Origin of the sequence: Phytoactinopolyspora halophila, assembly GCF_003287285.1 — a bacterium.
Taxonomy (GTDB): domain Bacteria; phylum Actinomycetota; class Actinomycetes; order Jiangellales; family Jiangellaceae; genus Phytoactinopolyspora_A; species Phytoactinopolyspora_A halophila.
Map to the genome: position 1 here is coordinate 1 of NZ_QMIG01000005.1, position 23,241 is coordinate 23,241.

The 23,241-nt window shown below is 68.4% G+C and carries 23 protein-coding genes and 3 pseudogenes; 16 read left to right on the forward strand and 10 right to left on the reverse strand.

Translation table 11 applies throughout. The features are described from left to right. The 6 genes and pseudogenes from DPM12_RS07740 to DPM12_RS07765 form a co-directional block, all read right to left on the reverse strand. Nucleotides 1-299, reverse strand: a pseudogene (locus tag DPM12_RS07740) (hypothetical protein); the annotation flags it as partial. Beyond that, a complete protein-coding gene (locus DPM12_RS07745) occupies nt 299-1,711 on the reverse strand; it encodes an alpha/beta hydrolase (protein ID WP_112257748.1) in 1,413 nt (470 codons plus the stop codon). The gene DPM12_RS07745 and the pseudogene DPM12_RS07740, both read right to left, overlap by 1 nt. Next, complete coding sequence (locus DPM12_RS07750) at nt 1,708-2,043, reverse strand: hypothetical protein (RefSeq protein WP_123788522.1); 336 nt, start codon at nt 2,041-2,043, stop codon at nt 1,708-1,710. Before DPM12_RS07750 ends, DPM12_RS07745 begins: the two co-directional genes overlap by 4 nt. Before the next feature lie 123 nt (nt 2,044-2,166). Beyond that, complete coding sequence (locus DPM12_RS07755; RefSeq protein ID WP_112257750.1) at nt 2,167-3,006, reverse strand: sugar phosphate isomerase/epimerase family protein; 840 nt, start codon at nt 3,004-3,006, stop codon at nt 2,167-2,169. Between the two features lie 83 nt (nt 3,007-3,089). After that, nucleotides 3,090-4,262, reverse strand: coding sequence for a dihydrodipicolinate synthase family protein (locus DPM12_RS07760; RefSeq protein ID WP_112257751.1), 1,173 nt, complete (start codon nt 4,260-4,262; stop codon nt 3,090-3,092). Continuing rightward, on the reverse strand, nt 4,259-5,410 hold the full coding sequence (locus tag DPM12_RS07765; RefSeq protein ID WP_112257752.1) for a Gfo/Idh/MocA family protein: 1,152 nt from the start codon (nt 5,408-5,410) through the stop codon (nt 4,259-4,261). Before DPM12_RS07765 ends, DPM12_RS07760 begins: the two co-directional genes overlap by 4 nt. A gap of 276 nt (nt 5,411-5,686) precedes the next feature. On the opposite strand from DPM12_RS07765, the gene DPM12_RS07770 reads away from it, so the two are divergent. The 3 genes from DPM12_RS07770 to DPM12_RS07780 all read left to right on the forward strand — a co-directional run bounded on the left by DPM12_RS07770 (nt 5,687) and on the right by DPM12_RS07780 (nt 8,090). Continuing rightward, the gene (locus DPM12_RS07770; RefSeq protein ID WP_112257753.1) at nt 5,687-7,141 is read left to right on the forward strand and encodes a PQQ-binding-like beta-propeller repeat protein; all 1,455 of its coding nucleotides are present in this window, start codon (nt 5,687-5,689) and stop codon (nt 7,139-7,141) included. A gap of 134 nt (nt 7,142-7,275) precedes the next feature. After that, nucleotides 7,276-7,728 (forward strand): SRPBCC domain-containing protein, encoded by a 453-nt coding sequence (locus tag DPM12_RS07775; RefSeq protein WP_112257754.1) that lies wholly within the window; start codon nt 7,276-7,278, stop codon nt 7,726-7,728. Continuing rightward, complete coding sequence (locus DPM12_RS07780) at nt 7,725-8,090, forward strand: ArsR/SmtB family transcription factor (protein ID WP_112257755.1); 366 nt, start codon at nt 7,725-7,727, stop codon at nt 8,088-8,090. Before DPM12_RS07775 ends, DPM12_RS07780 begins: the two co-directional genes overlap by 4 nt. Before the next feature lie 30 nt (nt 8,091-8,120). On the opposite strand, the gene DPM12_RS07785 is transcribed toward DPM12_RS07780, so the two are convergent. Then, nucleotides 8,121-9,161 carry a LacI family DNA-binding transcriptional regulator gene (locus DPM12_RS07785; RefSeq protein WP_112257906.1) on the reverse strand — a complete coding sequence of 347 codons (1,041 nt, stop codon included), beginning with the start codon at nt 9,159-9,161 and terminating at the stop codon, nt 8,121-8,123. Nucleotides 9,162-9,346: 185 nt separating this feature from the next. Then, nucleotides 9,347-10,330 (reverse strand): sigma-70 family RNA polymerase sigma factor, encoded by a 984-nt coding sequence (locus DPM12_RS07790; RefSeq protein ID WP_112257756.1) that lies wholly within the window; start codon nt 10,328-10,330, stop codon nt 9,347-9,349. A gap of 422 nt (nt 10,331-10,752) precedes the next feature. Here DPM12_RS07790 and DPM12_RS07795 point away from each other — a divergent pair, with 422 nt between their 5' ends. From DPM12_RS07795 to rbsD, 13 genes and pseudogenes are all read left to right on the forward strand, one after another. Continuing rightward, a complete protein-coding gene (locus DPM12_RS07795; RefSeq protein WP_112257757.1) occupies nt 10,753-11,289 on the forward strand; it encodes an RNA polymerase sigma factor in 537 nt (178 codons plus the stop codon). After that, nucleotides 11,286-12,131, forward strand: a complete 846-nt coding sequence (locus tag DPM12_RS07800) for a zf-HC2 domain-containing protein (RefSeq protein ID WP_112257758.1) — start codon at nt 11,286-11,288, stop codon at nt 12,129-12,131. The genes DPM12_RS07795 and DPM12_RS07800 overlap by 4 nt, the downstream gene beginning before the upstream one ends. A gap of 8 nt (nt 12,132-12,139) precedes the next feature. Further along, complete coding sequence (locus DPM12_RS07805) at nt 12,140-12,910, forward strand: ABC transporter ATP-binding protein (RefSeq protein ID WP_211658618.1); 771 nt, start codon at nt 12,140-12,142, stop codon at nt 12,908-12,910. A gap of 15 nt (nt 12,911-12,925) precedes the next feature. After that, nucleotides 12,926-14,338 (forward strand): hypothetical protein, encoded by a 1,413-nt coding sequence (locus DPM12_RS07810; RefSeq protein ID WP_112257759.1) that lies wholly within the window; start codon nt 12,926-12,928, stop codon nt 14,336-14,338. After that, entirely contained in the window at nt 14,335-15,009 is a 675-nt protein-coding gene (locus DPM12_RS07815; protein ID WP_123788521.1) for a hypothetical protein, read from the forward strand. Before DPM12_RS07810 ends, DPM12_RS07815 begins: the two co-directional genes overlap by 4 nt. 181 nt (nt 15,010-15,190) lie before the next feature. Next, nucleotides 15,191-16,243, forward strand: a complete 1,053-nt coding sequence (locus tag DPM12_RS07820) for a LacI family DNA-binding transcriptional regulator (RefSeq protein WP_112257761.1) — start codon at nt 15,191-15,193, stop codon at nt 16,241-16,243. 5 nt (nt 16,244-16,248) lie between these two features. Next, nucleotides 16,249-17,265, forward strand: a pseudogene (locus DPM12_RS07825) (sugar ABC transporter ATP-binding protein); the annotation flags it as partial. 254 nt (nt 17,266-17,519) lie between these two features. Next, a pseudogene (locus DPM12_RS24460) lies at nt 17,520-17,690 on the forward strand (sugar ABC transporter ATP-binding protein); the annotation flags it as partial. A 72-nt stretch (nt 17,691-17,762) separates the two neighbouring features. After that, the gene (locus DPM12_RS23405) at nt 17,763-17,966 is read left to right on the forward strand and encodes a hypothetical protein (RefSeq protein ID WP_170313678.1); all 204 of its coding nucleotides are present in this window, start codon (nt 17,763-17,765) and stop codon (nt 17,964-17,966) included. Beyond that, nucleotides 17,966-18,967 carry an ABC transporter permease gene (locus DPM12_RS23410; RefSeq protein WP_170313679.1) on the forward strand — a complete coding sequence of 334 codons (1,002 nt, stop codon included), beginning with the start codon at nt 17,966-17,968 and terminating at the stop codon, nt 18,965-18,967. The genes DPM12_RS23405 and DPM12_RS23410 overlap by 1 nt, the downstream gene beginning before the upstream one ends. Before the next feature lie 29 nt (nt 18,968-18,996). Then, nucleotides 18,997-19,929 (forward strand): D-ribose ABC transporter substrate-binding protein, encoded by a 933-nt coding sequence (locus DPM12_RS23415; RefSeq protein ID WP_170313680.1) that lies wholly within the window; start codon nt 18,997-18,999, stop codon nt 19,927-19,929. Between the two features lie 16 nt (nt 19,930-19,945). Beyond that, on the forward strand, nt 19,946-20,854 hold the full coding sequence (rbsK, locus tag DPM12_RS07840) for a ribokinase (RefSeq protein ID WP_112257763.1): 909 nt from the start codon (nt 19,946-19,948) through the stop codon (nt 20,852-20,854). Nucleotides 20,855-20,856: 2 nt separating this feature from the next. Continuing rightward, complete coding sequence (gene rbsD, locus DPM12_RS07845; protein WP_112257764.1) at nt 20,857-21,264, forward strand: D-ribose pyranase; 408 nt, start codon at nt 20,857-20,859, stop codon at nt 21,262-21,264. Nucleotides 21,265-21,555: 291 nt separating this feature from the next. Here rbsD and DPM12_RS23125 read toward each other — a convergent pair whose 3' ends face one another. Both DPM12_RS23125 and DPM12_RS07855 read right to left on the reverse strand, forming a co-directional pair. Then, nucleotides 21,556-21,780 (reverse strand): hypothetical protein, encoded by a 225-nt coding sequence (locus tag DPM12_RS23125; protein ID WP_123788520.1) that lies wholly within the window; start codon nt 21,778-21,780, stop codon nt 21,556-21,558. A gap of 137 nt (nt 21,781-21,917) precedes the next feature. Further along, a complete protein-coding gene (locus tag DPM12_RS07855) occupies nt 21,918-23,222 on the reverse strand; it encodes a CehA/McbA family metallohydrolase (protein WP_112257766.1) in 1,305 nt (434 codons plus the stop codon). Nucleotides 23,223-23,241: the final 19 nt, after the last annotated feature.

Below are 23,241 nucleotides of genomic sequence, written 5' to 3' on the forward strand. Positions count from 1 at the left end.
TAGGTGTGTAGGGTGTCGAAGATTTGCTGGTTCTTGTCGGTGGGGATGTCATCGAGCCAGTAGACCCGTTCGACCTGATAGAGGCCGGTGTCGCGGCCGTGGCTGTCGGCACACGGGATGTCGAGGCGGCGTCGTGGTTTCGGGCGGGGTTGTGGGGTCATGTGTGTGATGGCGTTGTCGATGTGTTGCTCGACGCGTTCGAGGGCTTCGTCTTCGGTCATGTCGGCTCCGCCTTCTCCGGCGCACGCACCGATGAGAAGCAGCACGGCGGTGATGATGGCTATGACAAGATGTCTCATCACTGCACCCGGTCGTGCTGACCTGTAACGATGTAGGCGAGATTGTTCCTTGCTTGGTTGCCTTCGTTCCAGTAGCTCGAGTGCCCTCCGATGTCGCTACTGAAATCGGTCGCACCGAACGGACTCACCACGTCGAAAGGCGAGCTCGTGGGCTGCGGGCCGAGCATCCGGTGCGGTGCAAAAGAGATCGGATCCCCCAGGGCCGTGGTGGCGAAGACGTTTTCCGGGTCGATACCGAGCTCGGACACAGTGTCCACCCCCACGCCCGGGCTGGCCACGAAGACCAGATTGTCCACGGGGACGTCTCCTTCCTTGGCGGCGTGCCCGATCACGGTGGTGCCGTAGCTGTGTCCCAGCAGGGTGTTGTGTGAATCTCCCTCGGCGTGAGTGACGCGCAGTCCTTCCTGGAAGCCGCGCAGACGCGGCGCCCCAGCCTCGGCGGCATCGGGGCTCCAAGCGGTCCTCGACGGGGATTCGACGTCGAGCACGACGTCCTGAGGAGCGTCATAACCCAGCCACATGACCACTGCGGTGGAACCTTGCCCGGCTTCTTGCGCATCCTCGAACATGATGTCCGTGCGCTGGATGTCGGTCCGGATACGCTCGTCCAGCCGGCTTCCGGTGCCGGGGACGTAGGTGGCGACGTGGCCCGCCTCGTCGGGATTGCCCACCGAGACGACGGCGCGTCCGAACCCGTGGGTGCTCAGGTCGATCAGGAAGGCCGGTGGTTCGCTCTGGTCGAGCCGTTCCTTGACGACTGACAGCCCGCCCAGGCGCTCCGCGATGCGCGAGGCCTCCTGATGGCGGGGGAGGAGCCCGGCCACGTCGGTGGGGGAGACCGGACGGCCGTCGAGATAGAGGGATGTATCGGATCCAGGTTTCTGGATCAGTTCGCCCAACTCGGTGTGCAGCCGCTCGATTTCGTGATCAAGGACGGTGCGGTTGGCCCGATCCCGCGAGGCAATTGGAACGCCGTCGAGCCGGCCTACGAGGTAAGGGTGGTACTCGACGAGGTACTCCCGCTCGGTCTCGTCCAGGCCGGCCCACCATTCGTGAACGTCCTCGGGGGAACGCCCGGCCTGGTCGTGGATCTGGTGGCTGACGTGCTCGTCGCCGTCGAGTAGATCACCCGGGAAGTGAACCACGCCGTCGTCACCGTGCAATCCGTACGCTTCCTGGTGCACGAGAAGTGTCTCGGCGCGGCGGTGCCGTTCACGCAAGTCGGGAACGACGGTTTCGAGCTCCCGTTTGGCGGCGGCGAGCCGGGCGAGATTGGTGGTCTCCACTCCGAAGTAGGAAAAGTCGCGTTCCAGTCCGGGTAGCCAATGGCGTAACCCGTCGAGGGTCCGTTCGAGGTCGTCGACGACCTGGCCGAGGGCGTCGAGATCGATGGAGGCGTAGCCGTCGTTCATCGGAGGCTGAGGTCGGCGCGCATGGTCTCGGCGACGTCTTCCGGGACGAGATCGTCCATACCGAGCAGCGCCTTCTCGACGTCGTCGGCGATGCTCGACCGGCCCGCTTCGAGATCACGAGCCGCTGGCGCAAGAGAGTGGTCGTATACCTCGCGGGCGGCCGATCCCGTCCAGGCCGGGCCGGCACCGATGGCGTCGGCTGCTGCCGTGATGCCGGCGATATCGTCGACGGCCCGGTTGACGCTGGTCAGCACCTGTTCGAGGGCGGACTTCATCGGGTTGGGAACCATCTGCGCCGGATCGGCCATGGTGGTAGTCGCCTTTCCCGTCACGTCGACTCGAGCGGAGCGTTCCGGATAGGTGAACGGTTCAGGAGACTACCGTAAAAGGAGGGGTGCCCGCTCGCATCCGTGTCTGTGCGGTGCGCGTAGCCCGCCGGCAGGCTTTGCCGGGGGTCAGGGCGCGGGAGACTGGCCGGCGTCGAGCACGTATTCGGCGTAGCGCTGCTTCATCAGGGCAACGACGTCGTCGGGGTTGGTGGCCCAGAGCTCGGCATTGAAGATCTCGACTTCAATGTCGCCGTCATATCCGGCGTCGTCGACGAGGCGGCGCAGGTACCGAAAGTCGATGTGCCCGTCGCCCATCATGCCGCGAGACAGCAGGGCATCGCCGGGGAACGGGGTGATCCAGTCGCAGACCTGGAAGCTGGCGATCCGTCCGCGAGCGCGCGCGATCTGGCGTTCGATCTCGGGGTCCCACCACACGTGGAAGGTGTCGACGACGACGCCCACGGTGTCGGCAGGATGCTGTTCTGCGATGTCCAGGGCCTGGCCGAGCGTGGACAGGACCCCTCGGTCCGCGCAGTACAGGGGGTGCATCGGTTCGAGGGCGAGCCGCACGCCACGCTCGCGTGCGTACGGGGCCAGCTCGGCGATCCCGTCGGCGACGCGCTGGCGGGCACCGGCCAGATCCCGGTCACCTTCGGGAAGCCCTCCGACGACCATCACCAGGCACGTCGTCCCCAGCTCGACGGCCTCGTCGATGGCGCGGCGGTTGTCGTCGATGGTCTGGCGACGAGCCGGTCCCTCGCGGGCGGTGAGGAAGCCACCGCGGCACAGCGACGACACTCGCAGCCCGGCATCGTGGACCAGCTCGGCGGCCCGTGCCACGCCCGCGTCGTGGACCGGCTCGCGCCACAGGCCGATGGCCTCCAACCCCGCGCGCACGCACCCGTCGACGGCCTCGTCGACGCCCCACCGGTTGGTGGTCTTCTGGTTCAGCGACAGCCGCCGCATGCCTACCTCCTCCCGCACCCAATCCCGCCATTCCCGCTGATCATGAACACTAGGTGAGTACATAGGTCGATTAATGTTCATGATCAGCGGGAAGGCGGTGGAGGGGTGCCGTACGTCTCGAGAAGTGCCGTCATGCGGGCTGCGGCGAGTTCGGGATCGGGAAAGAGTCGTGCCGCGTCTGCCAGCCGGAACGCTTCCACCAGGTGGGGCAGGCTGCGGGCGGATTGCAGCCCGCCCACCATCGTGAAACCCGCCTGGAACCCGGACAGCCACGACAGGAAGGCCACACCGGTTTTGTAGTAATACGTTGGCGCCCCGAAGATGTGCCGGGCCAGTGGCAGGGTCGGTGCGAACGCCGCGTCATAGGCGTTGTCGTCGCCGTCGTCCAGCGCTTGCAAGGCCGCGGACGCCGCGGGCGCGATCGCCGCGAAAACCCCGAGCAACGCGTCGCTGTGGTGCGCGCCGTCACCGCGAATCAGCTCGGGATAGTTGAAGTCGTCTCCGGTGTACAGGCGCACGCCGGCGGGCAGCTGGGCACGGAACGCCTTCTCGTGGTCGGCATCGAGCAGCGAGACCTTGACACCGTCGATCATCGACGCGTGGTCCCGGACGAGATCGACGACGTGACCGGTGGCGACGTCGACGTCGTCGGACCCCCAGTACCCCTGAAGGGCGGGATCGAACGCGGGGCCGAGCCAGTGCAGGATGACGGGGGAATCGACCTGCGCCAGGACGCGATCGTAGACGGCGCGATAGTCGTCGACGCTACGCGCCAGCGCGGCCAGGTGCCGGCTGGCCATGATGATCACTTGGGCGCCGGCATCCTGAATGGTGCCGATCTGTTCCTCGTACGCGGCCACCACCTCGTCCAGCGTCGTCGCCGGGCCGTCGAGCTGATCGGTGCCGGCGCCCGCCGCGATACGGGTGCCGGCGGAGGCGGCCTCGGCGGCGCTTCGCCGGATGAGCTCGCGGGTGGCCGGCCAATCCATGCCCATGCCGCGCTGCGCCGTGTCCATCGCCTCGGCCACGCCCAGCCCGTGCGACCACAGGTGGCGGCGGAACGCCAGGGTGGAGTCCCAGTCCAGCGCGGCCGGCGTGCCCGGCGTGTTGTCGGCGAGGGGATGCGCGACGACGTGGGCTGCGGCGAACGCCACGCGGGACCGGAACGGCCGCTGGGGTTTGGGCCAGTCGCGTGGCTCGTTCAGGGCGTGTTCGATGCGCCCGCCGTCGGGCGTTGGCAGGGTGATCGTGGTCATAGCGTTAACTCCGGAAGGTCGACGCGTGTGCCCTGGGCCGACGAGTCCAGCCCGGCTTGGGCGAGGCGGACGCCGCGCGCGCCGGCGAGGAAATCGTACGGATGCGGGGCATCCTCGACGACGTGCCGGACGAAGTCCTCCCATTGGGCCTTGAACCCGTTGTCGAGCTCGGCGTTGGCGGGGACCTCCTGCCACTGGGAACGGAACGGCTCGGTCTCCACGACGTCCGGGTTCCACACCGGGCGGGGTGTGGCGCCGCGGTGCTGGGCGACGCAATGGTGCAGGCCAGCGACGGCGGAACCGTGCGTGCCGTCGACCTGGAACTCGACCAGCTCGTCGCGGTGCACCCGCACGCACCACGACGAGTTGACCTGGGCGACGATGCCTCCCGCGAGCTCGAAGATCGCGTAAGCGGCGTCGTCGGCGGTGGCGTCGTAGGGCTTGCCGTTCTCGTCCCAGCGTTGCGGGATGTGGGTGACGGCGCGAGCGGTGACTGCCTCGACCCGGCCGAAGAGGTTTTCCAGGACGTAGTCCCAGTGGCAGAACATGTCAGAGACGATGCCGCCGCCGTCCTCCTTGCGGTAATTCCAGCTGGGACGTTGCGCCGGCTGCCAGTCGCCCTCGAAGACCCAGTAACCGAACTCGCCGCGTATGGAGAGGATGCGACCGAAGAACCCGCTGTCGAGAAGCCGGCGCAGTTTGATCAGCCCGGGCAGGTAGAGCTTGTCGTGGACGACACCGTTCTTCACGTTCGCTGCCGCGGCCCGGCGGGCGAGGTCGAGGGCCTCGTCCACGGTCTCGGCTACCGGCTTCTCGGTGTAGATGTGCTTGCCGGCCTCGATCGCCTTGATGATCGATGTCCGGCGAACCGAGGTGAGCTGCGCGTCGAAGTAGATCGGCAGGTCCGGGTCGGCGAGCGCGGCGTCGAGGTCGGTGGTCCACCGGGTGAGCCCGTGACGTTCGGCGATGTCGCGGAGCTTGGCTTCATTCCGGCCGACGAGCACCGGTTCGAGCTGGACACGGGTGCCGTCGGCGAGCTCGACGCCGCCCTGGTCTCGGATGCGGAGTACGGATCGGAGCAGGTGCTGCCGGTAGCCCATCCGTCCGGTGACGCCGTTCATGATGACGCCAAGCGATCTGGCTGGCATGAGGTCTCCTTGGGAAAGCGCTTTCCACCGAGCCTACACCACGCATCATCGTGATCGGGAGACCCCCATTCGTCGCCGGCGTTCACCTTCCCAAGCAGGCCGTGACGTGCGCGTATGTCCATGCTGCATGCAACGCATGCCTGCAAGATCCCGCGGTGCAACGCGAGGCGCACAGGCTCTTCGGCGGGCGTGAATGACACGCTGGTACGGAACGCCGTCTAGCGGCCTTCCGTACCAGGACTCGGTGATCGGCAGGCAGATGACGAGGAGCATGGCGTGAGCGTTGGATCCGGTGGCTCCACCAGGCGCGTTACACGTCGGCGGACGATCGTGGCGCTGGCCGTAGTCGTCGCGCTCGTGGCCGCGGCGTATGGTGCCGTGGTTGCGTACCAATGGTGGAACGGACGATGCGAAGCGCGACTGACGCCGGCGGACCCGGACGATGCTGCCACGCCGGTGGTCGTGACCGCCGAGGAGCTGGACGGCGGCTCTGTCTCGGACCGCTGGCGTGACGAGCTCACAACGACCTTGCAGACCGGCTCTGAGCAGCGGACTCCCTGGGAGGAGTTCTATGGTGCGCTTGCACCGACGATCCACCCCGTGGCGCTGACCGGCGGGACGCTTGTATACCAGACGGAGATCGACGCAGCGACCGCCGTCGTCGGCTCCGACCTCGAAAGCGAGACACCAGAGTGGGCAGTGGAGCTCGCTGCGGACGATCGTACAGACGTGTCGGTTCTGCCGGCGCGAGAGGACGTTCCCGCTGTGGTGGCGCAGGCCGGTCCCGGGACGATACATGTCGGCGGCGTGAGCGGCCCCGAGGGCGGCGGTGGAGAACTGCAATGGTGCCTCGGCCTCGATGGCGATTCGCTGGTCGATGCCGGACTCCATCGCGCATCGGGCGACGTCCTGGTGCACGCGCGTCTGGGGGAGGCGTCGCGGTTGACCCGTCTTGACGGCACCAGCGGGGAGAACGCGTGGTCGGTCACCCTGCCGGATGATGCCCAGCTCGTCGGCGACGCAGCCGCTGGAGTTCAGCTGACGTTCGACGGCGTCGAGATCGTTGCCGTCGATGTGCGCGACGGCTCGCAGGCGTGGTCCCACGAGCTGCCCGTCGACGGACTGGGCGATGCGCACCTCGTCGGGGTGTCGGATGGGTGGAGCGTCGTCCTTAGTACCGAAGATCGCGAGCAAGCGCGATCGGGCACGGGCACGACGTCGATGTATGCACTCGGCCCGGACGGCGAGGTGCGCTGGCGCGAGGATGTGGCGTCAGGCGTGGTGCGGCTCGGGTGGGCGCTGCGCGATGCGGATATGGACGTCGACGACGAGTTCGCGCGTTCGACGGCTGTCGTCGACGGAACGATCCTCGTGGCCGAGGCGGCGGGCGATGACAGCTCTGTGGATCAGCAGATGTCGGCCCGGACCGTGCACGGTTTCGATCTTCACTCCGGGCAGCGGCTATGGAGCGACGAGCTCGACGCCGACGTGCGGCTGGACGAGTCGGTCGTGCTGGATGAGGGTGACGTGATGGTGCCCCTCGGAGGGCCGCTGCTGGCGGACGAGCGCCGGGAACCGGGCATGGTGCTGGTGGACGTCGCCGAGGGGGCGATCAGCGAACGGTACCTGCCGGATGCGTGGGTGGGTAACTCCTCCACGGCCAGGGTGCTCGCCGACGATAGCTATGTCGTCCTGCCGGCCGGGGACACGTACGCGGTCTTTCGCCGCTGACGGCGCAGGCAACGGCCTTTGCCAGAGGGCCCGGCGGCCCGGAAACATTGGTGCAACCGCAGAGTTGCATTTCCCTCCAATCTAGTGCAACCTATTGGTAGCACATCAGGGTTGCCCAGTGAATGGAGAAAATCATGAGCACTCAGGATCGGATCGAGCAGCAGGTCGTGATCGACGCCCCCGTGGCCCGCGTGTGGAAGCTGGTCACCGAGCCCGGCTGGTGGATCGGCGATGGTAACGACCGCACAGGTCAACGGCGGTACCGCGATGGAGACCTGGACGTGGTCGAGGACCCACGGTTCGGGCGGTTCCCGGTCCGTACCGAAACGACAGAACCGCAGCACTACGTGTCGTATCGATGGGCCAGCACGTTTCCCGGGGAAGACCTCCGCCCGGACAATTCCACACTGGTCGAGTTCTGGCTGAGCGAGCACGACGGTGGCACACTGCTTCGCGTGGTTGAGAGTGGCTTCGCATCCCTCGCGGTTCCCGACGAGGCCCGTGAGCGTTCGGTCAACGGGAACATCGAGGGCTGGGTGGAACAGCTGACGGCGATCCAGAAGCGCGCGGAGCAGAGCGTGGAATGAGCGTCGACGAGCATGAGATCGGCACGGTGCTCGTCGCGCTCGCGGACCCGACCCGGCGCGAGCTCCTGGATGCGCTGGCCGAGGAGGGACAGGCGAGCGCGACGACCCTGGCCGGTCGCCTTCCGGTGTCTCGCCAGGCCGTCGTCAAACACCTTCGAGTCCTGGAGGAGGCCGGTCTGGTCCGATACGGCCGGTTGGGACGGGAGGTGCTGTACGAAGTTCGCCCGGCACCTCTCGATTCCTCGGCCCGGTGGCTGGCGGAACGCGCTGCGGCGTGGGACCGTCGCCTCGAAGCGATCAAACGGGTCGCCGAGAACCCGCCGGCCCGCCCATCTGATAAACCCGCTGATCATGAACACTAGTCGACCTCATGGGTCGCTTAGTGTTCATGATCAGCGGGCGAGGGGTGGTGTGCTCTGGCGGACGACGACCTCGCCGGGCACGTGGCGTAGCCGGGGCGGCTCGCCCACGGCGGCATCCAGGGCCAGTTCGAGCGCCATCCTCCCCGCCTTCTCCAGCGGGAGCCGCACCGTGGTCAGTGCAGGGCTGACGTCACGCAGCGTGGTGATGTCGTCGAACCCGGCCATGGCGATGTCGCGGGGAACGTCGACCCCCCGGTCACGGCAGGCGGTCATCGCTCCCACGGCCATGACGTCGTTGGCGGCGAACACGCACTCGACGTCCGGGTCGCGATCCAGGAGCTGGGACATCGCGGCGTGGCCGCCGTCGCGAGTGAAGTCGCCGTGAATGACGTTGTCGGTATCGACCTCGATGTTCGCCGTGACGAGCCCGTCTTGGAATCCCTGCACCCGATCGCGCGCCGTACGTAGCCTGGCCGAGCCTGCGAGGATGCCGAAGCTGCGATACCCGAGGTCGACGAGCTCGGCGGCCAGGTTCCGGGCGCCGGCATGGTTCTCGAAGGCAACCGTGTCGACCGGGAGCAGCGGCTGACTGATCATCACGACACGTCCGCCACCGCGCTCGAATTCGGCAGCCTCCTCGGACAGTGCGTGCAGGGTGTCATCGTCGTCGATGCGGCTGCCCGCCAGGATGGCGGCCTGGCCGTGCTGGCCACGAAGCGCCGCGAGGTGTTCGATCTCGCGTTGGGGGTGGCGTTCGGTGTGGGCCAGCGTGACCAGCATGTCGTGATCGTCGGCGGCTTGCATGATGCCGGCGGCGATCGACGAGAAGTAGGGGTCGGCTATGTCGTGGACGAGCAGCCCCACGATGTTCGTCTTCCCGCGAGCGACGGCTTGCGCCTGGAGGTTGGCGGAGTAGTTGAGCCTGCGGGCGGCCGCGAGTACACGCTCCCGGAGATCCTCGCCGACCTGGCGTTCGCTGCCGTTGATCGCCCTGGAGGCGGTGGCCAATGAGACGCCAGCCTCGCGGGCGACGTCCAGGAGCGTGGTGGTGCCGCTCCGCGCGTCGGTCATGGACACTCCCATTCTCAGTCGATCACGCCACGTGGGCTGGAAGGGGTTCCCATGCTATCGATGTGCTCGACCGGCACCGTCCCGCTCGCGGTCACACATTGGTGACCGCCGCCCGAGGAATCGAGATGACGTCCCGGACGGCGGCCATTGCTTCATCGGATGGCCACTCGGACCATGGTGGATGTTTAGATCGACCAGGCGGTCAGCGAATGCCGGCGTTGCGGCTCACGCAGCGCTGCGAGGGCATGCTTCTCTAGCTGGCGCACCCGTTCGCGCGATACGCCTACCTCCTCGGCGACATCTTGGAGGGTGTGCTCGCGGCCGTCGGCGAGCCCGTACCGCAACTCGATGATCCGTGCCTCGCGTGGCGGCAGCGAGTCCAGCACGGAGCGCAGCGAGTCCACGAGGGCGTGCCGTTCGGCGATGTCCTCTGCTTGCAGGACGTCGTCGTCCTCGACGATCTCTCCGACCGACGTATCCCCGTCCTCGCCGATCGGCGTGTCGAGACTGAGCGGGTCACGGGAGACCCGACGCAGTTCGATGACCCGTTCGACGGGCAACCCGGCCTCCTCGGCCACTTCCTCGACCGTGGCGTCGCGTCCGAGGAGTCGTTGCAGGTCACGGCCGATACGATGCAGCTTGGCGACCGTCTCGGCGACATGCACGGGCAACCGCACGGTGCGGGTCTGCTCCGCGAGTCCACGCTGGATGGATTGTCGAATCCACCATGTGGCATATGTGGAGAACTTGAATCCCTTGGTGTAATCGAACTTCTCGACCGCACGCATTAGGCCGAGGTTGCCTTCCTGAATCACATCGAGGAAAGGCAAGCCTCGATTGGATAGCTTTCGTGCTACCGAGACGACGAGGCGGAGGTTGGCCCGGATCATATGATCTTTGGCCAGTTGTCCGTCTTGCGCAATGGCTTGGAGTTCACGCCGGTCGTGTGGAGTGAGCTGGCGGTCGCTTTCACCAGCATCCACGGCGCGCAGGAGTTCTCCTGCATACACACCGGCCTCGATCCGCTTGGCCAGCTCGACCTCTTCATTGGCGCTGAGTAGCGGTGTCTTACCGATCTGCGCGAGGTATCGACCGACCAGGTCAGGTTCCGCATCGGAGCCGCTCGGCTGACCACGACGTTGGACGTCGGTGTCGATGCTGACCGTCATGGCTCCTCCCTTCCTGTCGTCATATCCGGACGATACCCAGATCGCCCGACGAACACACGTTTCATAACGTTCGAGACGCCCCGCAAAATTCCGAGATACCTGAGAACTTGCTGAGACTTTTCCGGCTGTGCGGAAAAGCCGCCTCGTGACCCCACCTGGCGAACCACACAATCCCCCCGGCCCCGCCTGCGCAATCCGTAGGCCCAACTACGGTACCTTCCGGGCGCGCGATTGTCGCGCATTCTCGGCGCGCTGCATTCAGCTCTTGTCCATTTCATCTCGGATCTCTTCGTACCCGAGTTGCGTTACCGGAATGTCCGGCGACGAACCGGCATCGCGGCGAGAATGCCGCTGTGCGGTATGTCAGGCGATGGCGGGCACGTGCGAGAACCGATCGCGACGATGCTGCGTCTCTACGGGGCGTGGAAGGTACGCGTACCGACGACGAGCTCTTGCGCGCCGCCGGCTCCGGTGACCGCGTGGCGTTTGAGGAGTACTACTCCCGCAACGCCGCGTGGCTGCTGATCCGGCTGCGTCGCCGATGCGGCGACGCGGAGCTCGCTGCTGACGTGATGCAGGATACGTTCCTGGCGGTGTGGCGGGCCGCGGCGACGTATTCCGGAAGCGGCCAGTCAGGAGGATGGCTGTGGTCGATAGCCACGCGCCGCCTGATCGACGCGTATCGCCGGCGCGCTGCGCGTCCCGAGTCGGCGGGTGAAGCGTCTGAAGGGCTCGTCTACACATCCTCCGCCGAGGACGAGGCGCTCGCGTCGTCGTTCGGCGCCGAGCTGGCGGTGGCACTTGACCGGCTCTCGCCGGAACTGCGTGCTGTGCTCCAGGCCACGGTCCTCGACGGGCTCTCGACGAGGGAGGCCGCGACGTTGCTCGACATTCCGGAGGGAACCGTCAAGACCCGTGTCCGGCGCGCGCGGTTGCTGCTGAAGGAGGCATTGGCATGAGTTGGCACGTGACAGGGGAGGCGCTGAGCGCCTATGCGTCCGGTCGCATCGCCGACTCGGACGCGTGGTCCGTCGAGATGCACCTGACGGCGTGTGAGCGATGCCGTGCCGCTCTCGCCGCCGAGGCAGCAACCGATGTCGATCTCTCGACGGCCATACGGGAGAGCTGGCCGGGCATTGCGGCCAACCTGTCGTCGCAGGGCCGCGTCCGCCGCGGGTCTCGATCGCGGGAGCTGATCGTCTTGATCGCCGCCGGTCCTGCGGCCCGGTGGGCGTGGTTCACCGCGGCCGTCGTCGTTCTCGCCCTGGCAGCGGGGCTCGGCGCCGTGACGCCGTTCGGGAGGGGGCAGGAGATCCCGCTCCTCGGCGTCGTGGCGCCGCTCCTCCCGATACTGGGGGTGGCAGCCTCGTACGGAAGCGGTCTCGACGATGCGCACGAGGTCATCGCGTCGACACCCGGGGGAGGGATACGGCTCCTGCTGCTTCGCTCCGCGTCGGTCCTGGCCGTCACGCTTCCGGTCGGGTTGATAGCGGGGGCGGTAACCGGGTACGGCTCTCCGATTCCCTGGCTGGCGGCGTCGCTGGCGTTGATCTTGACGACGTTGGCTCTCGCTTCCGTGACGGGCGTCGGGCGCGCCGCCGCCATCGTGGGTGCCGCCTGGGTCACCGGCCTCGCCATGAGCGCCGCGGGAGACGTTACGCAGGCGGCGCCCGCGTTGCTGGACCCCGACGCGGTCCCCGTCTGGCTGCTCGTGAGCGTGGCGGCCGTCGCGGTCGTCGCATTGCGCCGCCAGGCCTTCAACTACACATCCCTACCCGCTCACCCCCGTCTGGAGAACTGAGAACTGACATGAACGCGTCCACCATGATCGGAACGCACGTCGACGTGCGCGATCTCGTCGTCGAGTTCGGCAAGCGCACCGCCCTGGACGGCGTGGACCTCCAGCTGGACACCGGCGTGCACGGCCTGCTCGGGCCCAACGGGGCGGGCAAGACGACCCTGATGCGCGTCCTCGCCACCGTGGCCCGGTCCACGTCCGGCTCGGTGTCGTTGCTGGACCACGATCTGAGCAAGCAGCGGGACCTGCGGATGGTGCGGCGCCGGCTCGGCTACCTGCCCCAGCAGTTCGGCTACTACCCGCGTTTCACGGTGCGCGAGTTCGTCGAGTACTTCGCGTGGTTGAAGGAGATGACACCGTCGGCGGTACCGCTGGCCGTGGACCATGCGATCGAACGGGTCGGCCTTGCCGATCGTGCCGACGACCGGCTCAAGAAGCTCTCCGGTGGGATGTTGCGGCGGGCCGGCATCGCGCAGGCGATCGTCAACGACCCCGATGTCTTGCTGCTGGACGAGCCCACGGCCGGGCTCGATCCCGAACAGCGCGTCGAGTTCCGGGAGTTGCTGCGCACCATCGGTGTCGACTCGTGCGTGCTGGTGGCCACCCACCTCGTCGAAGACGTGGCCGTGGCGTGCACACATGTGACGGTGGTGAGCGACGGGCGCGCCGTCTTCCGTGGCACGCCCGACGATCTGGTGGCCGCGGGCGAGGACACCTCCGACGGTGATTCCCCGATCGAGCGGGGATACACGGCGGCCATCCGTGCGGCTCGGAAGCGCTGAGGGGTGACGTTTTCGATGAGCCGGTTGGTCGCGCGTGTGCTGAAGATGGAGCTGTGGCGTGGAACGGCACCGGTCGCGGCGCTGTCCATCGCCGTCGCCGGTATCGCGACGCTGTTCAACATGAGCGAGTACTGGGCCGGACGCTGGGCGCCGCTGGCCGAGAACTTGCGCATGATCCTGATCGTGCTGGTACCACTCGCGGCTGCGGCAGGTGCCTGGCAAGGCGGTCGCGAGCGACGGCGCCGGATCGGTGAGCTGCTCGGCTCGACCGCGCGGTCGCCATGGCAGCCGCTCCTGGTCTCGTGGACCTCTGTGGTCCTCGGGACGTTCGTCGGACTAGCGGTCACGTGGACGGCCGGCGCCGCCCTCGTGGCCCCGGTGGCGACCTACGAGGGCCGGCATTGGTGGTGGAGCGTCGTCGTGGCCTTTGCCGGGCTGGCGGCGGCCAGCGCCGTCGGCCTGGCGGTGGGCCGGCTCATACCCAACCGGCTTGTCGCTCCGATCCTGGGCATCGTCTTCTACGTTGTCGGGGGCGTGGCGACGTATCAGTCGGGTGGGACTCAGTGGCTGATGCCCACAGTGTCCAATTCCCGGGATGGCGCGTCCTACCTGGAACCGCAATTCCAGCTGATCCAGATCACCTGGCTGCTGGCGCTCGCGGCCGCCGCGCTCGTCGTGGTGGGAGCGCGCCGCCGGTGGCTGAGCACCGTCCCCCTGGCCGTGGCAGTGGTGGCGGCCATACCCATCGCGACCGGTCCCGGAGACGGACGCTGGCAGCCCGATCCGCAGGCCCGCGAGCTGGTCTGTGCCGACGGGGAGCCGCAGGTGTGCCTGGCCCGGGTGAACGCGTTCGTACTCGACGACGTCGCACCCAAGGTGCGAGAGATGCTCGAACGCTGGGAGGGCGTATCGGGCGGTTTCGAGCGCGCCATCGACCGGACGTCTTTGTCCAGGGACGAGAGGCGACGAGCCATGCCTGGTAACGGGCCGCAGGGCGACGAGATGCCCGATGGCGAGCAGGACCATGCCTCGGTCACCGAGCCGGGTGTCGATCTCGAACGCACCGTGGTGCTCGACCTGGACAACCTGATCTCGTGGAACGCGACGCTTGCCCGGCGTTCCGAACACGGCAAGACGCTCGAACTCGTCGTAGCCGAGGCAGCGCGCGAGGCCTACGGCTGCGAGGTCGGCGCCGGGGTACCCGAGGCGGCCTGGACGGCCATGTCGGTCGCGCGCCTGTGGGCGGCCGGAATGTCAGACGAGCAGCCCGGCGATGGAACGTGGGTATCCCAGGAGGAGACGCAGGCGTTCGAACACCTCCGGTCGTTGCCGGAAGCCGAGCAGAAGGCATGGATGGGTGACTATCTCGCCGCGGCTCGCGACTGCGATCACGCGGCCTTGACGGAACTCGCCGGGGAACTGCGTTGATTCCGCAGTCGCGTCCGTCGACGGAGTGGCGCGGGAACCACGCGCGGCGAACCGGCAGGCGTCGCAGGTTCCTCTGGCTGCACGTCCGCGCCCGCGGTGTCGTGCTGGCGGCGGCAGGCGTGGCGGCCGTGGCGCTGGTGGCGTGGTGGGCCGCGGGGTGGCTGGTGAATCTCGAATGGACCGGCGGCGCCGATGCGCGGGTTCCGGTGGTGGTCGGGGCTCCGCTGCTCGGTTCCGTCCTCGTCTCTGCCGGTCTGGAGGGAAAGGACGAGGAATTCGAACGGTCACTGGCGGTGCGATGGCCGGTGTTCCGGTCGATACACGTCGCCGGTGCCGCGCTGGCCATCGGCGCGCCGCTGGCCGTGACGGGCCTGTGGGAGCCGCGCGTGTACGGCGCGTTCGAGCTGGTCCGAAACACCCTGGGGTTTCTTGGCCTGGTCACGCTGGCGGCCGTCGTTGTGGGTGCGCGGCTAGCCTGGTTCCTGCCATTCGGCTTCGCCGGAGTGATCTACATCGCCACGCCGCAGCCGCTCACCGAGGCGACAGCGTGGTGGACGTGGCCGGTGCAGCAGTGGAGCTCCGGCGTGGCCGCGTGGACGGCGGCGGCTCTGTTCGTCGTCGGGACTCTGGCGTACGTCGTTCTGGGTTCCCGCCGCGCTCATTCCCGCTGATCATGAACACTAAGCGACCTATGTAGTCGCTTAGTGTTCATGATCAGCGGGAGCCAGCGGGAGCCAGCGGGAGCGGGGTTGCGAAATCGGCTTCCGGTCGGCACTATTGGTCGTCAACACGAGTTGCGCAATTCGTGTTGACACGAAGCTGGACGAGCTGAGCCGGAGGAGGCGGTAGACCGTGACCGTTCGCCGTGCCGACGTCGCCCGACTGGCGGGGACGTCTCCGGCGGTCGTCAGCTACGTCCTCAACGGAGGGCCGCGCAGCGTCGCCCCCGAGACGCGCGCCCGCGTCCTGGCCGCCGTCGAGCAGCTTGACTACCGGCCGAACGGTGTCGCGCGCTCGCTGCGCACGAACAAGACGATGACGCTGGGGCTCGTCGTGCCGGACACGTCGAACCCGTACTTCGCCGAGCTGGCGCGAGCGATCGAGGAAGCGGCGTTCTCTCATGGCTACACCCTGTTGATCGGCAATGGCGCGGAAGACGACGCGCGCCAGACGGCCTACGTCCGGACCTTCCTGCAACGCCAGGTTGACGGCCTCTTTCTCGTGCCGGCGCACGGCGTGGCCAGCTACATTGCCGACCTGGAACGCGCCCGCACGCCCTGGATCACGCTCGACCGGCGGCTGCCGGGTGTGACCGCCCCGCCGGCGGTCCTCGTGGACAACCGCGGTGGCGCCCGGGAAGCAACGGCCCACCTGCTTGAACATGGCCGCAACACGGTCGCGTGCATCGCGGGTCCGGAGGACGTGATGCCGGCCACCGATCGGGTCGCGGGCTGGCGTGACGCCTTGGCCTACGCCGGGTTGCCGGCCGACGACGCATACCTGTGGCATGTGCCCTTCGGGCGGCACCCGGGCTACATCGCCGCGCGCGAGATGCTGGGCGATCGGTCGATCGACGCCGTCTTCACCGCCAGCGACGAGCAGGCGCTCGGGGTGCTGCGCGCGGTCACTGAGGAGGGGTTGAGCTGCCCCGACGATGTCGCGATCACCTCGTTCGACGGGATTGCCGCCGCGGCCTACGCCACGCCGGCACTGACCACGATGGCCCAGCCGTTCGGTGAGCTGGGCCGGGCAGCCGTCGACCTGCTGCTGGCACGCATGGCCGATCCCGGGGACATGGCGGCGCCGTCGGTGCTTCCCGTGCAGCTGACGCCGCGCGGCTCGTGCGGTTGTGCCGATCCGCCCGGGGGCGATCTGTTCGACGGTCCGATGAGCGGAGGGCGGTGATGGCGATGACGCGGGGAGAGAGCGGGGTCCAGCCACCTGCCGGGGCCGCCGGCGGTCTGGTGTGCCGGGGACTGACCAAATCGTTCCCGGGGATACGTGCCCTGGACGGTGTCGATGTCGACGTTCCCTACGGGAGTGTCGAGGTGATCCTCGGGGAGAACGGTGCTGGCAAGTCCACCCTGATGAAGATCCTCTCGGGTGTCCACGGCCCGGACTCCGGGAGCATGACGCTGGACGGCCAGGAGTACCGGCCGGCGACGCCCAAGGCAGCCATCGCCGCAGGCGTGGCCATGATCCACCAAGAGATGAACCTGGTGCCGGGCATGTCCGTGGCGGAGAACATCTTCCTGGGGCGCCAGCCACGACGGCGCGGTGGCGTCGACTATCGCGAGATGACCCGGGCAGCGACCGACATCGTGCGCCGGGTGGGGCTGCGGGTGGACGTGACGCGGCCCGTGGGCAGCCTGTCGGTGGCCGCGCAGCAGCAGGTGGAGATCGCCAAGGCGCTGTCGCTGGAGGCGCGGATCCTGATCCTTGACGAGCCGACTGCCGCGCTGGGTGCCGAGGAGTCCGAGCGACTCTTCGAGATCGTCGACGAGCTGCGCGCGGACGGCGTGGGGTTCGCCTACATCACGCACCGCCTGCGGGAAGTGGAACGGGTGGGCGATCGTGTCGTCGTCATGCGGGACGGGCGGCGGGTGGCCAGCTGGGACCGCGCGGACGTCGACGTTGACACGCTCGTCGAGGCGATGGTCGACCGCACCGTTGACCAGGTGTATCCGGAGCCGCGCGCGCCAGAGTCCGGAGAGCTGCTGCGCGTCGAGGGGCTGGGACGCGCCGGTGCCTTCTCGGGCGTGTCGTTCACGCTGCACCGTGGCGAAGTGCTGGGCATCGCGGGGCTGGTCGGAGCGGGAAGGACCGAGCTGGCCCGCGCACTGTTCGGTGCCGAACCCGCGGACCGGGGCCGCATCGTCGCCGGCGATCGCGAGCTGGAGATCGCCAGCCCGATCGACGCGATCGAGGCGGGGATCGTGCTGGTCCCGGAGGATCGCAAGGCGTCCGGGCTGGTCCTCGGGATGCCGGTGCAGGACAACGTCGCACTGCCCTCGCTGCGTGATCTCACCGACGGGGGCGTGGTGCGGCGGTCGAGAGTGCGCGACATGGCCCGGAACCTCGCCCAGCGGTTCGACATCCGTGGCCGGCCCGGCCAGGCGGCCGGCACGCTCTCCGGCGGTAATCACCGGAGGATCGCAAGGCGTCCGGGCTGGTCCTCGGGATGCCGGTGCAGGACAACGTCGCACTGCCCTCGCTGCGTGATCTCACCGACGGGGGCGTGGTGCGGCGGTCGAGAGTGCGCGACATGGCCCGGAACCTCGCCCAGCGGTTCGACATCCGTGGCCGGCCCGGCCAGGCGGCCGGCACGCTCTCCGGCGGTAATCAGCAGAAGGCGGTCATCGCCAAGTGGATTCCGAAGCGGCCGCGCTTGGTGATCTTCGATGAGCCCACGCGGGGGATCGATGTGGGAGCGAAGACGGCGATCTACACGCTCATCGAGGAGCTCACCAGCGACGGCGTCGGCGTCATCGTCATCTCGTCGGAGCTCTCGGAGGTGCTCGGGCTGGCGCGGCGGGTGCTGGTGCTGTCGCACGGACGCCAGACCGGGCTGCTCGAACGGGACGAAGCAACGGAGGAACATGTCATGGCACTGGCGGTGAGCGGCTGATGTCGGCGCTCGTGCGAGATCAGGAGACTCCGGATCAAACGGGCCGGAAACCGTCGTGGCGCGCGGTGCTCGACCGGTTCGGGTCGAGCGGGCCACTGCTCGGCTTGTTGCTGCTGGTGGCCATCCTGTCGGTGCTCTCTCCGGCATTCTTGACCGTGAACAACTTCGTCAACGTCTTCCAGCAGATCTCGGTGCTCGCGATCCTGGCCCTCGGCATGACGGCCGTGATCATCACCGCGGGCATCGACCTGTCGGTGGGGTCCGTGCTGGCCCTCGCCGGGGTTACGGCCGGATGGACGTTCGCCGAAGCGGGCATGCCGATGCCGTTCGCGTTTCTCGCGGGCCTGGGGATCGGCGCGCTGGCCGGGCTGGCGAACGGTCTCATGATCACGCTGGGGAAGCTCCCGCCGTTCATCGCGACCCTGGCGATGCTGTCCATGGCGCGCGGGCTCGCGCTGGTCATCTCCGACGGCCGGCCGATCTCGGGCTATCCGGACTGGTTCCGCGCCATCACCCGGTTCCAGCTGTTCGGGGTCGTGCCGCTGTCCGTCCTGCTGGTGGTCATCCTGTTCCTGCTGGGTGCCGCGTACCTGCGGTATCGCCCGTCCGGGAGGGCGCTGTATGCGATCGGCGGCAACGAGGAAGTAGCGCGCCTGTCCGGCCTCAACGTCAGACGCGAGAAGATCAAGGTGTACACGGTTGCCGGCGCGCTGGCCGGGCTCGGCGGGCTCATCCTGATGGCGCGGCTCAATTCGGCCCAGCCCACCGCCGGTACGGGAATGGAGCTGGACGTGATCGCCGCCGTCGTGATCGGCGGGGCGAGCCTGGCCGGTGGGCGCGGGAGCGTGTCCGGGACGCTCGTCGGCGCGCTCATCATCGGGGTCTTGCGCAACGGCCTCAACCTGCTGGACGTCTCGTCGTTCTGGCAGCAGGTGGTCATCGGCGCGGTCATCGCGATCGCGGTGATGACCGACACCCTGCGCCGCAGATCGAAGCATTGACACCACACGAGAACAAGGGAGTGCAGACCATGAGACGACTGCTGATCGCGGTCGCCGCGGGTACGGCCGTGGCGCTCACCGCATGCGGAAACGGCGACGAAGGGGGTGGCTCCGATGCCGATGTGACCGTCGGGCTGTCCATCTCCACGCTCGAAAACCCCTTCTTCGTCACCCTTCGTGACGGCGCCGAGGAGGCAGCGGACGAGGCGGGTGTCGAGCTGCGGGTGTCCGACGCGCGCGACGACGCGCAATCGCAGGCCGATGACGTGCAAGACTTCGTCACCCGCGACGTTGACGTTCTGGTGATCAACCCGGTGGACTCCGCCGCGATCGTGCCGTCCATCGAGGCGGCGAACGATGCGGATATCCCGGTCGTCACCGTCGATCGTGGATCCGAGGGAGGAGAGGTCGCCTCCCACATCGCCAGTGACAACGTTCAAGGTGGCCGCCTGGCGGGCGAATTCCTCTTCGAGGAGATCGGTGGATCCGGTGAGGTCGCACAGCTCGAAGGGATCGCCGGGACGTCGGCGGCGCGGGACCGTGGAGCGGGCTTCGAGGAAGCCCTTGACGCGGCGTCCGGAATCGAGCTGGTGAGCAGCCAGGCGGCAGACTTCAGCCGGGACGAGGGACTGACCGTCGCGGAGAACGTCTTGCAGGCCAATGCCGATCTCGGCGGCGTGTTCGCCCAGAACGACGAGATGGCGCTGGGCGCTGTCGAGGCGGCACGCTCGGCAGGGGTGCTCGACGAGCTGGTGATCGTCGGGTTCGACGCCACCGACGACGCGCTCGCGGCGATCGAGGACGGCGAGATGGATGCCACCATCGCCCAGCAGCCCGACGAGATGGGCCGGCTGGGGATCGAGACCGCCGTGTCCATCGCGGGCGGCGACGACGTCGAGGCCGAGCAGCCGGTCGAGGTCCAGCTGGTGACGGCGGACAATGTCGGCGAATTCGCCGAGTAGCGCGGTGCAATCGGGGATGGGGCAACGGACGGCGGTGGCCGTTGCCGGCAGCCTGAACCTGGACGTGGTGATGCCGGTACCGCACCACCCCCGCCCGGGCGAGACCGTCCTGGGCGGGGACCACACCCGCCACCCTGGCGGGAAGGGAGCCAACCAGGCGGTCGCGGCGGCCCGGCTGGGCCAGCACGTCACGATGCTGGGCCGGGTGGGCGATGACGACGCGGGCTCGTTCCTGACGGGAATGCTGGACAGTGCCGGTGTGGACACGTCCGCGGTGACGGTGACGCCGCAGACCCCCACCGGCATGGCGTACATCGCGGTCGACGAGGCCGGGGAGAACACGATCATCGTGAGCCCGGGCGCCAACGGGATGTTCTCGGCCGGCGACGTGGCGTCGTCGGCCGCCGTTCTGGCAGACGCGGACGTGACCCTGCTGCAGCTTGAGGTGCCCCTGGATACTGTCGAGGCAGCGGCGCGCGCCGCGGGCGGGACCGTCGTGCTGAACCCGGCGCCGGCTCGGGAGCTGAGGCCGGCCCTGCTCGATGCTGTGGACGTGCTCGTGCTCAACGAGACGGAACTGGAGGTCCTCGCCGGGCAGCAGTTACCGAGCGGCAACCTCGACGGGATCGTCGATCTGTCCCGGCGCATCAACGGTCCGGACGCGATCGTGGTGACGCTGGGTGCACGGGGAGCGCTCCTGGTCGATTCGGAGGGCGTGTCGTACGTGCCCGCAGTGGAGGTCGACGTGGTGGATACGACGGCGGCGGGTGATGCCTTCTGTGGTGCGTTGGCCGACGCCCTCGTTCGCCGTGAAGGTCTCGGGGCGGCGGTGCGCTGGGCGACGCGTGCCGCGGCCGTGACGGTGACCCGGGATGGAGCCCAGCCGGCACTGCCCAGCCGCGACGACGTGGAGAACGTGCGCTGAGTATGAAAGACCATGGAATCCTGCATCCGAGGCTGTCTGCCGTGGTCACGGCGATGGGCCATGGCGACACGCTGTGTGTGGCCGACGCGGGCTTACCCGTCCCGCCCGGCGTCGAGCGCATCGATCTGGCCTTCGCTGCCGGGCAGCCGCGATTCATCGACGTCGTCGAGGCCGTGCTCGCCGAGCTGAGGGTCGAGGCCTACACGATCGCTGACGAATCTCTCGACCACAGCCGTCACCTGGTCGATCACGTGCGGCAACGGCTGCACGGGGCCGAGGAGCTGCGGGTGAGCCATGACGTGTTGAAGGAGCAGACGCGGGCGGTTCGCGCCGTCGTACGCACCGGGGAGTTCACGCCGTTCGCGAATGTCGTGCTGCGCAGCGGGGTTGCCTTTCCGGTGTCCCAGTAGCGGGAGCGGGAGGCGTCCGGTCATGGACGCCCGGTCGAGAGGGCTGGTGGTGGCGCCGGTCGTGTGGGCCAGCCGAGGGCCGAGCCAGCAGGTTTGGGCTCGTCGGCAAGAACCGACATTGTCCAGGTCATGGCCGTGATGATGTCGGTTCCTTGGCTGACACGGTGGGCGCTGCCCCGAGGTTCCGCTGCCCGGTGATCGATGCGGAGTTTCGGCTGGGCTGCGGGGAAAAACGGTCGTGATAGTGGCCCATTCTCTACGCACGACGGGCGGAAACTCCACATCGATCACTCACGGGTCCGGCTCACCAGTCGTGAAGATCGTCGTGGTGGCACAACCGGTGGGAACCGTCGTGGTGGAACAACCGGTGGGAACTGTCGCGATGGCACAGCCGGTGGGTGTGGTGGATGCCGGCCGCAGGCCGAGCCAGCAGGGTGGCCCGGTCGTGTGGGCCGGCCCGGGGGCCGAGCCAGCAGGTTTGGGCTCGTCGGCAAGAACCGACATTGTGGAGGTCATGGCCGTGATGATGTCGGTTCCTTGCCTGACACGGTGGGCGCTGTCGTGCTGCGCATCAACGATCACCGACATGGACTTGTGCAGGATCGTCAACGATCAGATGGCTTCATCGTGTGGGCTTCGTCGTGTGGGGCGGGCTAGGGTGTGATCGCGAGGACGGCGGCGTCGGGCGTCTCCAGCCAGTGCGGCCCGGACGTGGCGGGAAAGCGGGCCAGATCGTCGTGGACCGGGCGGCGGCGTCCCAGCGTGTCGGTGAGGAGCGTGCCCTTGGCATCGACGGCGACCAGCTCGCCGTCCACCCGCAGGAGAGCGGGACCGTCCCGGCCGGCGGCCACGGCGGTCCGCCCCGCGCGCAACGCGGCCAGGACGGCGTCGGAACCGATGTCCGATGCGGATCCCGGCGCGGCGGTCCGGTCCCCGTCTCGGGCGACGCCCTCTCCGGTGCGGCCCTCTCCGGCGCGGGCGGTGAGCCGGTCGGCCACATCGTCGTCGACGGCAACCCAGGTGACGGGCACGCCGATGGGCCGGCCCTGCTCGGGTGCGTGAAAGTCGCTGCCGCCGACGGGGATCGTGTCCCAGCCCCACGCGTTCCACCAGGACAGCGGGCCGGTCCAGCGGGTGTCCAGCCAGCTCCAGTGCCAGATTTCGGCCAGCGGCGGACGCTGGGCCAGCGGGTGGTGCCACGCGCAGTCGGCGGCCAGCGGATGGTTGATGGACAGCAGGCCACCGGTCTCGGCGACCTGCGACACCCAGGTGTCCGGAGGCTGGCGGAAATCGATCCAGGGGATCGCCCCGAAGGCGTTCGCGTGGCCGCGGTCGGTGGTCACCTCCTGGCCGGGAACGAGCGTGATGCCGTAGGCGTCGCCGATCTGGCCGAGCCCGTCGTGGTGGCTCACGGTGTTGTGGTCGGTGACCGCGAGCACGTCGAGCCCGGCCTGCACGGCCAGCGCGGCGAGTCCGGCGCGGCCGAGAGCACCGTCAGAATGCACGGTGTGCGCGTGGAAATCGCAGGCCAGCCAGGTGCGCCCGGAGTCGGCAGGCAGCCGCCGGCGCGGCGGGCGCTCGGGCAGCGGGGGAGCGGGTGGTTCAGCCTCGGGAGGGCCGGATGCGGGCACGTCAATCTCGACCGTGACGTCGAGGCCGGCAGCGGGAATGCGGTGCAGGCCCAGCACGACGGACCAGGTACCCGGCTCCAGCTCACCCGGCAGGTAACCGGGGGTCGCGGCCTCCGGGGTGATCACGTAGCGCTCGCGGTTACCGCCCGACCATCCGCGAAAGCCGTCCGCTCCGGCGCAGCCGAGATCGATCACGCCGCTGCCGCGATCGTAGGACAGGCGCACTTCCAGCGTCGACGTTCCGGGGCCGATCTCGAAGGGGATGGTCAGGTACGGCGTCTCTGCCCGGTCGTCGGGTGTCAGGGTTCGCTCGATCCGTGTGGTCATGTCTCGTCCGTTCCCTGGG